The sequence below is a fragment of the Sinorhizobium fredii USDA 257 genome, assembly GCF_000265205.3.
Lineage (GTDB): Bacteria > Pseudomonadota > Alphaproteobacteria > Rhizobiales > Rhizobiaceae > Sinorhizobium > Sinorhizobium fredii_B.
In genome coordinates, this window is the sequence record NC_018000.1 from 5,079,011 (window position 1) to 5,094,720 (window position 15,710).

At 62.6% G+C, this 15,710-nt stretch carries 12 protein-coding genes and 2 pseudogenes; 8 read left to right on the top strand and 6 right to left on the bottom strand.

The features are described from left to right. Positions 1 to 5: 5 nt before the first annotated feature. The 4 genes from USDA257_RS23835 to USDA257_RS23850 form a co-directional block, all read right to left on the bottom strand. Positions 6 to 836 carry a carbohydrate ABC transporter permease gene (locus USDA257_RS23835; protein WP_014765558.1) on the bottom strand — a complete coding sequence of 277 codons (831 nt, stop codon included), beginning with the start codon at positions 834 to 836 and terminating at the stop codon, positions 6 to 8. Between the two features lie 5 nt (positions 837 to 841). Beyond that, positions 842 to 1,714 (bottom strand): carbohydrate ABC transporter permease, encoded by an 873-nt coding sequence (locus tag USDA257_RS23840; RefSeq protein WP_014765559.1) that lies wholly within the window; start codon positions 1,712 to 1,714, stop codon positions 842 to 844. 187 nt (positions 1,715 to 1,901) lie between these two features. After that, a complete protein-coding gene (locus USDA257_RS23845; protein WP_014765560.1) occupies positions 1,902 to 3,212 on the bottom strand; it encodes an ABC transporter substrate-binding protein in 1,311 nt (436 codons plus the stop codon). Between the two features lie 210 nt (positions 3,213 to 3,422). Continuing rightward, positions 3,423 to 4,376 carry a sugar-binding transcriptional regulator gene (locus USDA257_RS23850; RefSeq protein WP_014765561.1) on the bottom strand — a complete coding sequence of 318 codons (954 nt, stop codon included), beginning with the start codon at positions 4,374 to 4,376 and terminating at the stop codon, positions 3,423 to 3,425. A 196-nt stretch (positions 4,377 to 4,572) separates the two neighbouring features. Between USDA257_RS23850 and USDA257_RS23855 the strand changes: the two genes are divergently transcribed. Both USDA257_RS23855 and preA read left to right on the top strand, forming a co-directional pair. Beyond that, positions 4,573 to 5,934 carry an NAD(P)-dependent oxidoreductase gene (locus USDA257_RS23855; protein ID WP_014765563.1) on the top strand — a complete coding sequence of 454 codons (1,362 nt, stop codon included), beginning with the start codon at positions 4,573 to 4,575 and terminating at the stop codon, positions 5,932 to 5,934. Positions 5,935 to 5,958: 24 nt separating this feature from the next. Beyond that, positions 5,959 to 7,272 carry an NAD-dependent dihydropyrimidine dehydrogenase subunit PreA gene (gene preA / locus USDA257_RS23860; RefSeq protein WP_014765564.1) on the top strand — a complete coding sequence of 438 codons (1,314 nt, stop codon included), beginning with the start codon at positions 5,959 to 5,961 and terminating at the stop codon, positions 7,270 to 7,272. Positions 7,273 to 7,337: 65 nt separating this feature from the next. Here the strand turns inward: preA and USDA257_RS23865 are convergent, their stop codons facing one another. Next, positions 7,338 to 8,360 carry a zinc-dependent alcohol dehydrogenase family protein gene (locus USDA257_RS23865; protein WP_014765565.1) on the bottom strand — a complete coding sequence of 341 codons (1,023 nt, stop codon included), beginning with the start codon at positions 8,358 to 8,360 and terminating at the stop codon, positions 7,338 to 7,340. 106 nt (positions 8,361 to 8,466) lie between these two features. On the opposite strand from USDA257_RS23865, the gene USDA257_RS23870 reads away from it, so the two are divergent. From USDA257_RS23870 to USDA257_RS23880, 3 genes and pseudogenes are all read left to right on the top strand, one after another. Beyond that, on the top strand, positions 8,467 to 9,366 hold the full coding sequence (locus USDA257_RS23870; RefSeq protein WP_041414594.1) for a LysR family transcriptional regulator: 900 nt from the start codon (positions 8,467 to 8,469) through the stop codon (positions 9,364 to 9,366). Positions 9,367 to 9,525: 159 nt separating this feature from the next. After that, positions 9,526 to 10,542: pseudogene (locus USDA257_RS23875) on the top strand (2Fe-2S iron-sulfur cluster-binding protein); the annotation flags it as partial. Positions 10,543 to 10,765: 223 nt separating this feature from the next. Beyond that, positions 10,766 to 11,425 (top strand): annotated as a pseudogene (locus USDA257_RS23880) (adenylate/guanylate cyclase domain-containing protein); the annotation flags it as partial. Here the strand turns inward: USDA257_RS23880 and rutR are convergent. After that, a complete protein-coding gene (gene rutR, locus USDA257_RS23885; RefSeq protein ID WP_014765567.1) occupies positions 11,426 to 12,067 on the bottom strand; it encodes an HTH-type transcriptional regulator RutR in 642 nt (213 codons plus the stop codon). It lies immediately after the preceding pseudogene. A 275-nt stretch (positions 12,068 to 12,342) separates the two neighbouring features. On the opposite strand from rutR, the gene USDA257_RS23890 reads away from it, so the two are divergent. The 3 genes from USDA257_RS23890 (at position 12,343) to USDA257_RS23900 (ending at position 15,671) form a co-directional block, all read left to right on the top strand. Then, the gene (locus USDA257_RS23890; protein WP_014765568.1) at positions 12,343 to 13,593 is read left to right on the top strand and encodes a Zn-dependent hydrolase; all 1,251 of its coding nucleotides are present in this window, start codon (positions 12,343 to 12,345) and stop codon (positions 13,591 to 13,593) included. 82 nt (positions 13,594 to 13,675) lie between these two features. Further along, positions 13,676 to 15,130, top strand: a complete 1,455-nt coding sequence (gene hydA / locus USDA257_RS23895; protein WP_014765569.1) for a dihydropyrimidinase — start codon at positions 13,676 to 13,678, stop codon at positions 15,128 to 15,130. A 28-nt stretch (positions 15,131 to 15,158) separates the two neighbouring features. After that, a complete protein-coding gene (locus USDA257_RS23900; protein ID WP_014765570.1) occupies positions 15,159 to 15,671 on the top strand; it encodes a hypothetical protein in 513 nt (170 codons plus the stop codon). Positions 15,672 to 15,710 lie beyond the last annotated feature (39 nt).

A 15,710-nucleotide genomic window follows, 5' to 3' on the forward strand; every position in this document is an offset into this window, starting at 1 on the left:
TGCCCTTATTTGACCGCGCCGAAGGTGAGGCCGCGCACGAGCTGCTTCTGCGAGAACCAGCCGAGAATGAGGATGGGGGCGATCGCCATCGTCGAGGCAGCCGACAGCTTCGCGTAGAAGAGGCCTTCCGGGCTCGAATAGGAGGCGATGAAGGCAGTGAGCGGTGCCGCCTTTGCCGCGCTGAGATTCAAGGTCCAGAACGCCTCGTTCCAGGCCAGGATGATGTTGAGGAGCAGCGTCGAGGCGATGCCGGGAATCGCCATCGGCGTCAGCACATAGATGATCTCCTTGGAGAGCGAGGCGCCATCCATGCGCGCCGCTTCGAGGATCTCCCCCGGGATTTCCTTGAAATAGGTGTAGAGCATCCAGATGATGATCGGCAGATTGATGAGCGTCAGCACGATCACCAGTCCGGTGCGCGTGTCGAGGAGCCCAGTATTGCGGAATATCAGATACATCGGCACCAGCACGCCGACCGGCGGCATCATCTTGGTGGAGAGCATCCACATCAGCACGTCCTTGGTGCGTTTTGTCGGCGCAAAAGCCATCGCCCAGGCGGACGGAATGGCGATCAGGAGGCCGAGCAGAGTCGAACCGAAGGAGACGACGACCGAATTCATGAAGTGCTTGAAGTAGTCCGAGCGGCTTTGAACTTCGAAGTAATTCTCCGTGGTCCAATCGAAGAACAGGAAGGCCGGCGGCGATGCGATCGCCTGCGCCTCCGTCTTGAAGCTCGTCAGGAATGTCCAGAGGATCGGAAAGAAGATCAGAATGCCGATCGTCCAGGCCACGACCGTGGTGACCAATTTGCGCTGGGTCGAGACATTGCGTGCCATGATTATCAAGCCTCCAGCGTCTTGCCGATCATGCGCATCAGGAAGAATGCGACGATGTTTGCGAGGATGACCGCGATGATGCCGCCGGCCGAGGCACCGCCCACGTCGAACTGCAGGAGCGCCTGGGCATAGACCAGGAAGGTGAGGTTCGTGCTCTGCGTGCCGGGGCCGCCATTGGTGGTAACGAGGATTTCCGCGAAGACCGAAAGCAGGAAGATCGTCTGGATGAGGATGACGACGGTGATCGCCCGCGAAAGATGCGGCAGGACGAGATAGATGAACCGGCTCATGGCGCCGGCGCCATCCATCTGGGCCGCCTCTTTCTGCTCCTCGTCGAGCGACTGCAGCGCCGTCAGCAGAATGAGCGTTGCAAAGGGCAGCCACTGCCAGGCGACGATGAGGATGATCGAGAAGAGCGGCGCATTGGCGAGGAAGTCGAAGGGCTGCAGGCCGACGAGCTTGGCAAGCCAGGCGAAAAGCCCGTTGACCGGGTTCATGAACATGTTCTTCCAGACGAGCGCCGCGACCGTCGGCATGATCAGGAACGGCGCAATCACCAGAATCCGAACGATCCCCTGCCCGAACATCGGCTGGTCGAGCAGCAACGCAAGCCCGATGCCGCCGACGACCGTGATTAAGAGCACGCCAAGCACGATCGCCAGCGTGTTGAAGACGGCCTGGAAGAAGGCCGGATCGGTCAGAAAATAGGTGTAGTTGGTGAGGCCCGCGAACTCCTCCATTCCCGGCATCAGTAGATTGTAGCGCAGGAGCGAGAAATAGATCGTCAGCGCCAGCGGCACGATCATCCAGGCCAGAAGCAGAAGCACCGACGGTGCGATCATCAGCCGCGCGGCGGAGCGGGTATGCAAGGTCGCCATGGCGTCCCCCATGTGGTGTTGACGCTGTTCCAAGAAGAGGCACGCGCATCGTGCGTGCCGAGCGGGCCCAAGGCTAAAAAGTCAGAGCGGGACGCGGGCTGGGGCGGGGTTCGTCCCTACCCCGTCCCGCTCTGGAGGTGGCCGAGATGCCGGCCGTTTCCGGACGACATCCCGGCCCTTGGGAGCCTCACTTGATATAGCCGGCCTTGGTCATCTCGCGTGTCGCCAGCTGCTGCGCGCTGGCGAGCGCCTGATCGACACTCATCTGACCGGCGAGCGCGGCCGAGAACACCTGGCCGACCGCCGTGCCCAGTCCCTGGAATTCCGGAATAGCCACGAACTGCACGCCGACATAGGGCACCGGCTTGACCGCCGGGTTCTTCGGGTCGGCCGCGTTGATCGAGTCGAGCGTCATCTTCGCAAACGGCGCCGCCTTCTGGTATTCCGGGTTCTCATAGAGCGAGGTGCGGGTGCCGGGAGGCACGTTCGCCCAGCCTTCCTTCTCGGCAACGAGCTTCAGATAGTCCTTGCCGGTCGCCCAGCCGATGAACTTCTGGGCCGCATCCGCCTTCTGCGAGCCGGCCGGGACCGCGAGGTTCCAGGCCCAGAGCCAGTTGCCGCGCTTGCCGAGGCCCGTGTCGGGGGCGAGCGCAAAGCCGACCTTGTCGGCAACCGTCGATTCATGCGGATTGGTGACGAAGGATGCCGCCACCGTCGCGTCGATCCACATGCCGCACTTGCCGGTCTGGAAGAGCGACAGGTTTTCGTTGAAACCGTTCGACGAGGCGCCGGGCGGACCGGCATCGTTCATCAGCTTGACGTAGAAATCGAGCGCATTCTTCCATTCCGGCTGGTCGAACTGCGGCTTCCAGTTCTCATCGAACCAGCGCGCCCCGAAGGCGTTGGCGGTTGCCGTGAGGAAGGCCATGTTCTCGCCCCAGCCGGCCTTACCGCGCAGGCAGATGCCATAGATCTCATTGCTCTTGTCGGTGATCTTGCGGGCCGCATCCGCAATGAAATCCCAGGTCGGGGCGTCGGGCATAGTGAGCCCGGCCTTTTCGAACAGGTCCTTGCGATACATGACCATCGAGCTTTCGCCGTAGAACGGCGCAGCATAGAGCTTATCGTCGATCGTCAGGCCGCTGCGGATCGCCGGCAAGAGGTCGTCGACATCGTAGTCGGGACCGAGCTTGTCGAGCGGCAGCAGCCAGCCCTGCTTGGCCCAGATCGGCACTTCATAGGTGCCGATCGTCATGATGTCGTACTGGCCACCCTTTGTCGCAATGTCGGTCGTGACGCGCTGGCGCAGCACGTTTTCCTCGAGCGTCACCCATTCGAGCTCAATGTCCGGATTCTTGGACGTAAAATCCTCCGCCAGCTTCTGCATCCGGATCATGTCGCCGTTGTTCACGGTCGCAATGGTCAGGGTCTCTGCTTGGGCCAGGCCTGCCAGAGCGACTGCCGAGCATGTGCCCAGCAGGAAAGTTCTCAAATTCATCGACTTCCTCCCAGAAGAAATTGAGCATTTGCCTTGCTCGTGAGCAATTACTCACCGTTCCGCGAAAAATGTCAATGCGCATTCGTCGCTGCGACGCAGCGGATGCGCTAACGCGCGGTTTTCACTTGCAATTTTTTTGCTTAGGAAAAGGTCGCCAAAAGGCGGCGATCATGCGGGACGCGGCGCTCGTCCGGGCCGGCACGCCGCAATTCAGACGCTCAGGAGGTACTCGGCTGTGGTTTCGTCGGTGATGAGACCGTTGATGATCCGGCCCTTCAAGGCGGCGCGCAGGGCCTCGTATTTGCGGCTGCCCTTGGCGATGCCGATCACCGACGCCCGATCGCGAGGCGGCAGCGGTACGGAGGCCACGCGCTCATTGATACTGCCGGAGAGCAGCGCACCGTCATGATCGAACATCCAGCCGCAGATCTCGCCGGCCGCGCCCGCCGCCATCAGACGGGCCATTTCCTCCCGGGCCAGGAAGCCATCCTCGCAGAGGGGCGCGTCCGGCCCGAGCTCGCCCACGCCTACGAAGGCGGCATTGGCCTGCGCACCGAGCTCGAGGGCGATTTTTACCAGACTTTGATTGTGCAGTACTTCCCGCTCCTCGGCCGAGGAGACGAGAACCGGCAGGGGCATCGGAAAATGGCGCGCGTTGATCGTGTCGGCCATGCTGAAGATCACGTTGTAATAAGCAGCCGAACCGTCGAGCCGGATATTGCCGGTGAGCGAGACGATACGATGCTGCGGGCAGTCCATGACCGGTAGCTGATCGATGGTCGCTTTCAGCGTCCGCCCCGTGCCGATCGCCAGCACGACCGGATCGGGCGATTTCAGCCAGCGCTCGATCTCGCCCGCACCGGCCTCGGCGATGCCGACCGTTGCAGAGCTCGCCCCCGGATCGCTCGGCACGACGTCAATGTAGGTCAGCTCGTATTTATCCTTCAGCCGCGCCGCCGTCTCTAGGCATGCGGCGATCGGGTGGTCGAGGCGCACCTTGATCAGCCGCTCGGCCATGGCGAGAGACACGAGGCGCTGCGCCGACTGCCGCGAAATCCCCATGATCGACGCAATCTCGTCCTGCGTCCGGCCGGCAACATAATAGAGCCAGCCCGCGCGGGCTGCATCGTCCAGCCTATTGTTGCTTTCCGCCTTGCGTGCCATCGATCGCCTCCTACGCTTTGATTTGCTGCCACTATTTGCCGTGCGCTGTCAAACGAGAGCGCGATCGAGTCGAGGTGCCTGCGGCAAGGTCCGGTCTTCCGGGCATTTGCGCCGGACGCGAAGGAAATTTTACCGTTTGATAAAAAATAAAGCGTGTTACCGTTTTCTGATCCTGAGAAAACATTGGGAGCCAAAAATGGGAACGACGCAATCTGGGATACTCGGCGGGCGGTTGCCGCTTGCCGAGTATGAAACCAATTTCTCCGACCTTCATCCGCCGCTCGACAAGCACGAGGCGCTCGTCGCCGCGGATCGCTGTTATTTCTGTCACGACGCGCCCTGCATGACGGCCTGTCCCACCTCCATCGACATCCCGTTGTTCATCCGCCAGATTGCCACCGGCAATCCGATCGGCTCGGCGAAGACCATCCTCGACCAGAACATCCTCGGCGGCATGTGCGCCCGCGTCTGTCCCACCGAAACGCTCTGCGAACAGGCCTGCGTGCGCAACACCGCGGAGGAGCGGCCGGTCGAGATCGGCCGGCTGCAGCGTTACGCGACCGACATCGCGATGAGGGAGAACAAGCAGTTCTACGCGCGCTCCGCCCGATCCGGCCAAAAAGTGGCCGTCGTGGGCGCCGGTCCCGCGGGTCTTGCCTGCGCCCATCGCCTCGCCGTCAAAGGCCACGACGTGGTGATCTACGACGCACGCGAAAAATCCGGCGGCCTCAACGAATACGGCATCGCGGCCTATAAGACCGTAGATGATTTCGCGCAGAAGGAAGTCGACTATGTCCTCTCGATTGGCGGTATCGAGGTGCGGCATGGCCAGGTACTCGGCCGCGACTTCTCGCTCGCCGATCTGACCGAGCAATATGATGCCGTCTTCCTCGGCCTCGGCCTCGCCGGCGTCAATGCGCTCAGGATCGAAGGCGAGAATGCCGAAGGGGTCGAGGACGCGGTCGATTTCATCGCGGCCCTTCGCCAGTCGAAAACCAAGGCCGACATTCCGGTCGGCCGCCGCGTGGTGGTGCTCGGCGGCGGAATGACCGCGATCGACGCCGCCGTTCAGGCGAAGCTGCTCGGCGCAGAAGAAGTGACGATCTGCTATCGCCGCGGCAAGGAGCACATGAACGCCTCCGAGTTCGAGCAGGACCTCGCGGCATCGAAGGGCGTCACCATCCGCCACTGGCTGCAGCCGAAGCGCATTGCGGTGAAGGACGGCAAGGTCGCCGGCATCGAGCTCGAATACACCACCCTCGATGACGGCAAGCTGACGACGACCGGGGAAACCGGTATCATTTCCGCCGAGCAGATCTTCAAGGCGATCGGCCAGACTTTCCAGGCGTCCGGCCTCGGTGCCTTGCAGATGGAAAGCGGACGCATCGTCGTCGATCAAGAAGGCCGCACCTCGCTTGCCAATGTTTGGGCCGGCGGCGACTGCGTGCTCGGCGGAGAGGACCTGACGGTTTCCGCTGTCGCGATGGGACGCGATTCCGCCGAATCGATCAACCGGGCCTTCGCCGCGGACGCGCCGCTGGCGAGCGCCGTTGCTTGAAAGCAGATCGAGAGGACGAGAACAATGGCTGATCTTCGCAACAATTTTGTCGGCATCAAATCCCCGAACCCGTTCTGGCTCGCCTCGGCACCGCCGACGGACAAGGCCTACAACGTGGAGCGCGCCTTCAAGGCGGGCTGGGGCGGCGTCGTCTGGAAGACGCTCGGCGAGGAAGGACCGCCGGTCGTCAACGTCAATGGCCCGCGCTATGGCGCGATCTGGGGTGCGGACCGGCGCTTGCTCGGCTTGAACAATATCGAGCTCATCACCGACCGCGATCTCTATGTGAACCTGCGCGAGATGAAGCAGGTGAAGATGAACTGGCCGGACCGGGCACTGATCGCCTCGATCATGGTGCCCTGCGAGGAAAACGCCTGGAAGGCGATCCTGCCGCTCGTAGAGGAAACCGGGGCCGACGGCATCGAGCTCAACTTCGGCTGTCCGCACGGCATGTCCGAGCGCGGCATGGGTTCCGCGGTCGGTCAGGTGCCGGAATATATCGAGATGGTGGTGCGCTGGTGCAAACAGTACACGCGCATGCCGGTGATCACCAAGCTGACGCCGAACATTACCGACATCCGCAAGCCGGCGCGTGCCGCCAAGGCCGGTGGCACCGACGCGGTGTCGCTGATCAACACGATCAACTCGATCACCGCGGTCAATCTCGACACCTTCTCGCCGGAGCCGTCGATCGATGGCCGCGGCAGCCACGGAGGCTATTGCGGACCGGCGGTCAAGCCGATCGCGCTCAACATGGTCGCCGAGATCGCCCGCGATCCGGAAACCTACGGCCTGCCGATCTCCGGTATCGGCGGCATCACCACCTGGCGCGATGCGGCCGAATTCCTGGCGCTCGGCGCCGGCAACGTGCAGGTCTGCACCGCAGCGATGACCTATGGCTTCAAGATCGTTCAGGAAATGATCTCCGGCCTCTCGGACTGGATGGACGCCAAGGGCCACAGGACGCTCGACGACATCTGCGGCCGCGCCGTGCCGAACGTTACCGACTGGCAGTATTTGAACCTCAACTACGTCGCCAAGGCCAAGATCGACCAGGATGCCTGCATCAAATGCGGCCGCTGTCACATCGCCTGCGAGGACACCTCGCACCAGGCGATCACCCAGTTCGTCAACGGCGTGCGCCATTTCGAGGTGATCGAGGAGGAATGCGTCGGCTGCAACCTCTGCGTCAACGTCTGTCCGGTCGAAAACTGCATCACTCTGGAGCCGCTCGCCGCCGGCACGCTCGACAAGCGCACCGGCAAGCCGGTCGATCCGGACTACGCCAACTGGACGACCCATCCCAACAACCCGATGGCGCGCCAAGCCGCCGAGTAAAGCAAGGTCGACAGAACAGGAAGGCCGCCGGAATCCACCGGCGGCCTTCTGCTTCTTTCATGGCATCAGAACTCGATCACCACCTTGCCGAACGGACCGCGATCGAGATGCGCGAGAGCCTCGCGGAACTCGGTGAACGTGTAGCGCTTGTCGATGACCGGCTTCAGGCGCAAGCGATCGACGGCACCGACCAGGTCTTCGAGCGCCCGGCGGTGCCCGACGCTGATGCCCTGCAGCACCGGCGACTTGAGCAGCAACGGAGCAACCGCCCCGGAGACCTCGAAGCCTTCGAGTACGCCGATCACCGAAATTCGTCCGTCCGGGGCCACCGCCTTCAAGGACTGGCCGAGGCCGGCGCCACCGGCGATCTCGAGGATGTGGTCCGCGCCGTGGTCCTCGGTGAGCTCATAGACGCGTTCCACCCAATCTTCGCTCAGCCGGTTGATGCCGTGGTCGGCGCCAAGCGCGCGCGCCTTCTCGAGCTTTTCCGGGCTGCTCGAGGTTACGAGCACCTCGGCACCGACTGCCTTGGCAATCTGCAGGCCGAAGAGTGCGACGCCGCCAGTTCCCTGGACCACGACGCGGTCGCCGGGCTTCAGATGGCCCTTCTCGATCAGCGCGAACCAGGCAGTGAGGCCGGCGCAAGGCAGTGTGCTTGCCTCTGCAGCGTCAAGGCTCTTTGGCGCGACAACGAACCAGTCTTCCGGAAAGGCGACATATTCCGACAGGACACCGGGATGCACGCTGCCGAGCGTGGCATAGGCAGGTGTCCTGCCGCTTCCCGGCCGCAAGCCATCGAGCCAACCGGGCGCGAACGTCGAGATCACCCGGTCGCCGGGCCGAAAACGAGTCACACCCTTGCCAACCGCTTCGACGACGCCGCTCATGTCCGACGTCGGAACGAAGGGGAAAGTGAGTTCCAGACCCATGCCGGATTCAAGCACCAGCTTGTCGCGATAGTTGAGCGACACCGCCATCGTGCGGACGAGTACGTCAAACTCACCGACGTCCGGCACCCTGCGCTCCGCGATCTTCAGATTGTGCGGGCCGATCGCCTCGGTGCTCCATTCCTGCATCCATTTCGACATGCTCGTTCCTTTCGGTTTGTTGAGGTTTGGACAAGCATAGTGTTGAACCAGGATCGCCAGTTGCGATAAGATTTCCCATCATTGGTTCCAGGGCGGATACAATTTGATGGAGCACCTGAATGGCATCTCAGTGTTCGTCGAGGCTGCGGAAGCTGGCGGCTTCTCCACAGCGGCGGAGCGACTGAACCTGTCGCGCTCCGCCGTCGGCAAGGCGATCGCCCGCCTCGAACAGCGGCTCGGCGTCCGTCTCTTCCATCGCACCACACGGGCGCAGAGCCTGACCGAAGAGGGCCAGCTCTTCTATGAGAGCTGCCAGAAGGCGCTCGGCGAGATCCGTACAGCCGAGGCCCTTCTCGAATCCGGCAGACAGGAAATTCGTGGCCGGTTGCGGATCTCGATGCCGGTTCTCTTTGGCCGGCAGTGCGTGGCGCCGCTCTTTCGCGACCTGTTGCGCAGGCATCCGCATCTCGAGCTCGATCTGTCCTTTAACGACCGCGTTATCGAGCTCCTCGACGAAGGCTTCGATCTCGCCATCCGCAACGGCTCATTGGGTAACGATGCCGGGCTGATGACGCGCGCCGTCGCCGAACAGCGCATGACAGTCTGTGCCTCTCCCGCCTACCTCGCGGCACGCGGCGGGCCGCAAACCGTAGCGGAGCTCGCGGCCCACGATGCGGTCGTCTACTGCCGCGGCGGCCAACAGCGATCATGGTCCTTTCCTGTCGAAGGCAGGACCGCCGAGACGATTTTGCCAAAAACCCGGCTACGGCTCGACGATCTTTCGGCGATTGCGGACGCGGCGGCCGAGGGCCTCGGACTTGCCTGGCTGCCATGCTGGCTGGTGCGCGAACGCGTGCAACGCGGCGAACTCATACGGGTGCTGACCGATCGGCCGGGTCTCGTTTTCAAGGTCTATGCCGTATGGCCGCGAACGCGGCTGCCGCTGCCGAAACTGCGCCTGGCGATCGACACGCTCTCCACCGGACTGCCGCGCATCATGGAATAGAGGAAGGTGCCGGCGTAGCGTCTTCTCCGCGTAAGTGCACACTGGTAACAAAAAGCAAAACAGATTGTGTAGAAAACGTAAGTTGTCCGAACTGGCGATCTGATCAATAAGGGACGGAATCAGAAGCGGCCAGCTGGCCGGCAGACCCGGGCAGACTGTTTGACGATCCTTTCCGCCAATACACGCAAGAAGACACACCTGATTTCCGGGGCCGTGCTCGGCACCTTCGTTCTCTTGCATTTCTTCAATCATTCGCTCGGCCTGATCTCCATCGAAGCGATGGAAGCCGGGCGGCGGTCATTCATTCTTGTCTGGCACAGCGTACCCGGCACAATCCTGCTTTATGGCGCCCTGCTGCTGCACTTCCTGATGGCGCTCGACAGTCTCTATCGCCGCCAGACGCTCAGGATGCCGGTCGGTGAAGCGCTGAAGATCCTCTTCGGCCTGAGCCTGCCCTTCCTGCTGATACCCCATGTGGTCGCCACCCGGGTTGAGCCGTTCCTGACCGGGATCGATGCCGACTATCCTAGCATCCTGCGCGCGCTGTGGTCGAGTTCGATCGGCACGACCCGCCAGACCGTCGCTCTGCTCTTTGTATGGAGCCACGCCTGCCTTGGCGCCTGGTTCTGGATGCGCGGCCGAGACTGGTTTCCGCGCTACGAATTCCTGCTCTACACCGTTGCCCTGCTCGTGCCGATCTTCGCGCTGCTTGGCTTCGTCAACGGCGCCCGTTCTCTTGCTCGCGATTATGCGGAACACGGTGCTTACGGCGACAGGGCCTATGTCAGCCAGATGCGGCCGCGGGTCGATCCTGACCTGCCCGAGAACATCCGGCTCGCCTTCTATGCGGGCTTTGCCGGCCTGATCGGCGGAACCTTGGCGCTGCGCGCCGTGCCGGCGCGCGGACGCGTCCGCGTGCGCTATCCGGATGGGCGCGTGGCGGCGGTGAGCCTCGGTTTCAGCGTGCTCGAGGCAAGCCGCGCCGCCGGGATTTCGCATGTGTCGGTCTGTGGCGGCCGCGGCCGGTGCTCGACCTGCCGGGTGCGCGTCATTGAGGGTCTCGACGGCCAGCCGGCGCCGGAGGCCGCGGAACTTGCGACCCTCAGCCGGATCGGCGCCCCAGACAACGTTCGTCTGGCTTGCCAGTTCCGGCCTACCAACAATGTCACCGTCGTACCGATACCGTTGAAAAAGTCCGTTTTCTGGGACCTCTGATTTTTTGGAGGGCCGTAGAGGCCAACAAAGAAAATTGAGGTGGGGGACCTACCAATTCTGCGATCAAGGAGCGTGTGAGCCGCGTAGCGGAATTGAGATGGCATTGAGCAGTAACATTCGCTGAGATCGCTAATTGGCCGACTTTTCGGCGAGCCCCGAGTTTGGACTTTTTCAACACTATCCACCCATTCTCGATACTGACAGCCTCGGGATCAAGACGCAGCTTGCGCGGCAGAACGGCGGCGGCCGCGAGCGGCGGGTGGCCGTGCTCTTCTGCGACCTGCGCGACTTCACCCGCATTGCCGAACACAAGCTGCCCTACGACACGGTGTTCCTGCTCAACCGCTACTTCGAAATGATCGGCGAGGCGGTGGAGGACTCCGGCGGTGTCATCGACAAGTTCATCGGCGACGGGGCGCTGGCGATCTTCGGGCTGAAGACGCCTCTCCCGGAAGCCTGTCGTCAGGCGCTTGCCGCGGCCGCCCGGCTATCGGCCGGCATTCGCGCGCTCAACCAGACATTCGAGGGCGAACTCGAGCAGCCGCTCAGGCTCGCGATCGGCCTGCATGCCGGACCAGCAATCGTCGGCGAGATGGGCTACGGTCAGGCGACCTCGCTGACCGCCGTCGGCGACACGATCAACACCGCCAGCCGGCTGGAGGGCCTTGCCAAGGAGCATGACGCCGAGCTTGCCGTTTCCGTCGATTTCCTCCAACGCGCCGGTTTCAGCATCGAAGGCTACAGGCGATTGGATATAACCCTGCGCGGCCGTCAGGCGACGCTCGAGACCTGGATCGTCGAAGATGCCGCGCGGCTTCCGGAGATCATGCCGGCGCCGGTCTAACTACTCGCGCACCTGCAGGCCATCGACAAACAAGCGCTCGAGAAAGCGCGCCGCATCCTCGAAGCGCCCGTCACCCGCCTGCTCCTGGCCGAGCACGGCGCGCACCTGAACGTCGAAGTCGGCATAGTGCTGCGTCGTCGACCAGATCGCGAAAATCAAATGATAGGGATCGCAATTCGCGATCTTGCCGGCCTTCGCCCAGGCGCGGATGACCTCGGCCTTTTCGTCGACCAGCTGCTTCAGCGGCCCTTTCAGCTCGTCCTCGATATGAGGAGCGCCCTGCAACACCTCATTGGCGAACAATCGGCTTTCGCGCGGGAAATCCCGCGCCATTTCCAACTTGCGCCGGATGTAGCTGCGGATCTCGGCGACGGGATTGCCGTCGGCATTGAATTCGCGCAGCGGATCGAGCCAGGTGTCAAGAACGCGGTCGATCAAGGCGCGATGCATCGCCTCCTTCGTACGGAAGTAATAGAGCAGGTTCGGCTTCGACATGCCCGCCACTTCGGCGATCTGATCGATGGTCGATCCGCGGAAGCCGCTCGCCGAAAAGACCTCGAGCGCGGCTTCGAGGATGCGCTCCTCCTTTTCCTCCTGGATGCGCGTGCGCCTCTGTGTTTTCGCCGCTCTTGGAAGTACCATCCCGCCCCCTGCCGATGCCCACACGCTAGCTGGTGGAGCACGCTTTGCCCAAAAATCGGACGCGCCATTTATTTGGGCAACAAACTGGTTTTTTCGTTTTCCCGCTTGAGTGCCGCTACGGAAGTTGTAATGTTTACCAACCGGTCAAATTATCAGTCAGATTGTCGGCAAACGCAACGGCTGATCGAAGGGCACCAAAGCAAGGCCCCGATCTGGCCGACGGGAACATGAGGCTATCCCCGGGGAGGGTCTAGCCGGAAAAAGAGGAGAGCGCCATGGCTGCACCTGGCGAGAATAGGCGCGTCAATTCCGACCGCCTGTGGGATTCGTTAATGGAAATGGCGAAGATCGGCCCTGGCGTTGCCGGCGGCAACAACCGCCAGACCTTGACGGACGCCGATGGCGAGGGTCGCCGGCTCTTTCAGTCCTGGTGCGAAAAGGCCGGGCTCTCCATGGGTGTCGACAAGATGGGCACCATGTTCATGACCCGCCCCGGCACCGACCCCGATGCGCTCCCCGTCCATATCGGTTCCCATCTCGACACGCAGCCGACCGGCGGCAAGTACGACGGCGTGCTTGGTGTCTTGAGCGGCCTCGAGGTCGTTCGCACGATGAATGACCTCGGCATCAAGACGAAGCATCCGATCGTGGTCACCAACTGGACCAATGAGGAAGGCGCCCGCTTTGCGCCGGCCATGATTGCCTCCGGAGTCTTTGCCGGCGTCCACACGCTCGAATACGCCTATGCCCGCAAGGATCCGGAGGGCAAGAGCTTCGGCGACGAATTGAAGCGCATTGGCTGGGTTGGCGACGAGGAAGTCGGCGCCCGCAAGATGCACGCCTATTTCGAATATCACATCGAGCAGGGACCGATCCTCGAGGCCGAAAACAAGCGGATCGGCGTCGTCACCCACTGTCAGGGCCTATGGTGGCTGGAGTTCACGCTGACCGGCAAGGAAGCGCATACCGGCTCGACACCGATGAACATGCGCGTCAATGCCGGTCTCGCCATGGCCCGCATCCTCGAGATGGTGCAGACCGTTGCGATGGAAAGCCAGCCGGGCGCCGTCGGCGGCGTCGGGCAGATGTTCTTCTCGCCCAATTCACGCAACGTATTGCCGGGCAAGGTCGTCTTCACCGTCGATATCCGCTCGCCGGATCAAGCCAAGCTCGACGGCATGCGCGCCCGGATCGAAGCCGAAGCGCCGAAGATCGCCGAGGCGCTTGGCGTCGGCTGTTCGATTGAGGCGGTCGGCCATTTCGACCCCGTGACCTTCGATCCGAAGCTGGTCGCAACCGTCCGCGGTGCGGCAGAGAAGCTCGGCTACAGCCACATGAGTCTCATCTCCGGCGCCGGGCACGACGCCTGCTGGGCGGCGAAGGTCGCGCCGACGACGATGATCATGTGCCCCTGCGTCGATGGGCTCAGCCATAACGAGGCGGAGGACATTTCCAAGGAATGGGCCGCCGCAGGTGCCGACGTCCTCTTCCACGCTGTTCTCGAAACGGCCGAGGTCGTCGAATGAGATTTCACGGGCGGAACGAAAGTTCCGCCTTTTTCGTGGGCGGCCGCGTCCGTCGAAGGCACCATTGCGAGGGAACGAAACCATGAGCACTGTCATCAAGGGTGGAACCGTCGTTACCGCCGACCTGACCTACAAGGCCGATGTGAAAGCCGAAGGTGGCAAGATCGTCGAAATCGGCCCCAATCTTTCCGGCACCGAGACGCTCGACGCGACCGGCTGCTACATCATGCCGGGCGGCATCGATCCCCACACCCATCTCGAAATGCCCTTCATGGGCACCTATTCCTCCGACGATTTCGAGAGCGGCACGCGCGCAGCACTTGCCGGCGGAACGACCATGGTCGTGGATTTCGCGCTCCCCTCGCCCGGCCAGTCGCTGCTCGAGGCGCTGACCATGTGGGACAACAAGTCGACCCGCGCCAATTGCGACTATTCCTTCCACATGGCGATCACCTGGTGGAGCGAGCAGGTCTTCAACGAGATGGAGACCATCGTCAAGGACAAGGGCATCAACACCTTCAAGCACTTCATGGCCTACAAGGGCGCGCTGATGGTGGACGACGATGAGATGTTCTCCTCGTTCCAGCGCTGCGCCGCGCTCGGCGCCCTGCCGCTTGTCCACGCCGAGAACGGCGACGTGGTGGCGCAACTGCAGGCGAAGCTGCTCGCCGAAGGCAACAATGGTCCCGAGGCGCATGCCTTTTCGCGCCCGGCCGAGGTCGAGGGTGAAGCCACCAACCGGGCGATCATGATCGCCGACATGGCCGGCTGTCCCGTCTACATCGTCCACACCTCCTGTGAGCAGGCCCACGAGGCGATCCGGCGCGCCCGCGCCAAGGGCATGCGCGTCTTCGGCGAGCCGCTGATCCAGCATCTGACGCTGGATGAGAGCGAGTATTTCAACAAGGATTGGGACCACGCCGCCCGGCGGGTGATGTCGCCGCCCTTCCGCAACAAGCTGCACCAGGACAGCCTCTGGGCGGGGCTCGCCTCCGGCTCGCTGCAGGTGGTCGCGACCGACCATTGCGCCTTCACGACGGCGCAGAAGCGTTTCGGCGTCGGCGATTTCACCAAGATCCCGAACGGTACCGGCGGGCTTGAAGACCGCATGCCTATGCTCTGGACCTACGGCGTCGCCACCGGCCGCATCACCATGAACGAATTCGTGGCGGTGACGTCCACCAACATCGCCAAGATCCTAAACATCTACCCGAAAAAGGGCGCGATCCTCGTGGGTAGTGATGCCGACCTCGTCGTCTGGGATCCGAAACGCTCGAAGACGATCTCGGCGAATACCCAGCAATCGGCGATCGACTACAACGTCTTCGAGGGCAAGACCGTCACCGGCCTGCCGCGCTTCACGCTGACGCGCGGCGTCGTTGCGATCGAGGAAGCGACGGTCAAGACACAGGAGGGCCATGGCGAATTCGTCCGGCGCGACCCGTTCCCGGCGGTCAGCACCGCACTTACGACCTGGAAGGAAGTGACGGCGCCGCGGGCGGTGCAACGTACCGGCATCCCGGCGACCGGGGTGTGATCTGGGTGACCGGGATAGGCTGCTAGCGATGTATGCTCATGAGCGGGAGAACTGGTTTCCACGGCTACACGCGGCGGCCGTCCTCGGGGGCACCTACACGGCCTTCGCGATGTTAATATTCGCCGAGCCTCAGTCGATTTCCGGTGTCTCTTTCCTGGTTCTCATTCCGGCCGGCATTCTGTTGCCGTTCTTCGCATCTCTGGTCGCATTCGCTGTCTTCGCTCCGGTAAGTTTCGGACTTTACCGGCTTATGGAGCGGTTTGGCCGACGAAATCTGAGCGACCATTGCCTTGCTGGTGTCGTGTGCGTCACGCTGACATTCGCGTTCATTTGTCTGGCGGCATATGTGGCCTCTCTTGTCGAAAATGCCCCTGAGCCACCGGAGGATATCGGCCTCTATGGCCAGCCATTCGGATGGCAGGATCAATTATTTTTCGCGGCCTGCGCGGTCAGTGGCGCGGCAGATGGAGCCGCCTTTTATCTCGCACGGAAGACTGGAAGCTCAGGAGACCCGGCGAAGGCAAACGGAGAGCGTTCATAGATGGTTCAAGTGCTGCCAACTCAGTCATTGCCGCCCGCC

What these genes read in the sequence shown, in the direction of transcription:
- hydA (WP_014765569.1), top strand. Translation starts at nt 13,676, where the DNA reads ATGAGCACTGTCATCAAGGGTGGAACCGTCGTTACCGCCGACCTGACC.
- USDA257_RS23835 (WP_014765558.1), bottom strand. Translation starts at nt 836, where the DNA reads ATGGCACGCAATGTCTCGACCCAGCGCAAATTGGTCACCACGGTCGTG.
- preA (WP_014765564.1), top strand. Translation starts at nt 5,959, where the DNA reads ATGGCTGATCTTCGCAACAATTTTGTCGGCATCAAATCCCCGAACCCG.
- USDA257_RS23845 (WP_014765560.1), bottom strand. Translation starts at nt 3,212, where the DNA reads ATGAATTTGAGAACTTTCCTGCTGGGCACATGCTCGGCAGTCGCTCTG.
- USDA257_RS23890 (WP_014765568.1), top strand. Translation starts at nt 12,343, where the DNA reads ATGGCTGCACCTGGCGAGAATAGGCGCGTCAATTCCGACCGCCTGTGG.
- rutR (WP_014765567.1), bottom strand. Translation starts at nt 12,067, where the DNA reads ATGGTACTTCCAAGAGCGGCGAAAACACAGAGGCGCACGCGCATCCAG.
- USDA257_RS23865 (WP_014765565.1), bottom strand. Translation starts at nt 8,360, where the DNA reads ATGTCGAAATGGATGCAGGAATGGAGCACCGAGGCGATCGGCCCGCAC.
- USDA257_RS23870 (WP_041414594.1), top strand. Translation starts at nt 8,467, where the DNA reads ATGGAGCACCTGAATGGCATCTCAGTGTTCGTCGAGGCTGCGGAAGCT.
- USDA257_RS23840 (WP_014765559.1), bottom strand. Translation starts at nt 1,714, where the DNA reads ATGGCGACCTTGCATACCCGCTCCGCCGCGCGGCTGATGATCGCACCG.
- USDA257_RS23850 (WP_014765561.1), bottom strand. Translation starts at nt 4,376, where the DNA reads ATGGCACGCAAGGCGGAAAGCAACAATAGGCTGGACGATGCAGCCCGC.
- USDA257_RS23855 (WP_014765563.1), top strand. Translation starts at nt 4,573, where the DNA reads ATGGGAACGACGCAATCTGGGATACTCGGCGGGCGGTTGCCGCTTGCC.
- USDA257_RS23900 (WP_014765570.1), top strand. Translation starts at nt 15,159, where the DNA reads ATGTATGCTCATGAGCGGGAGAACTGGTTTCCACGGCTACACGCGGCG.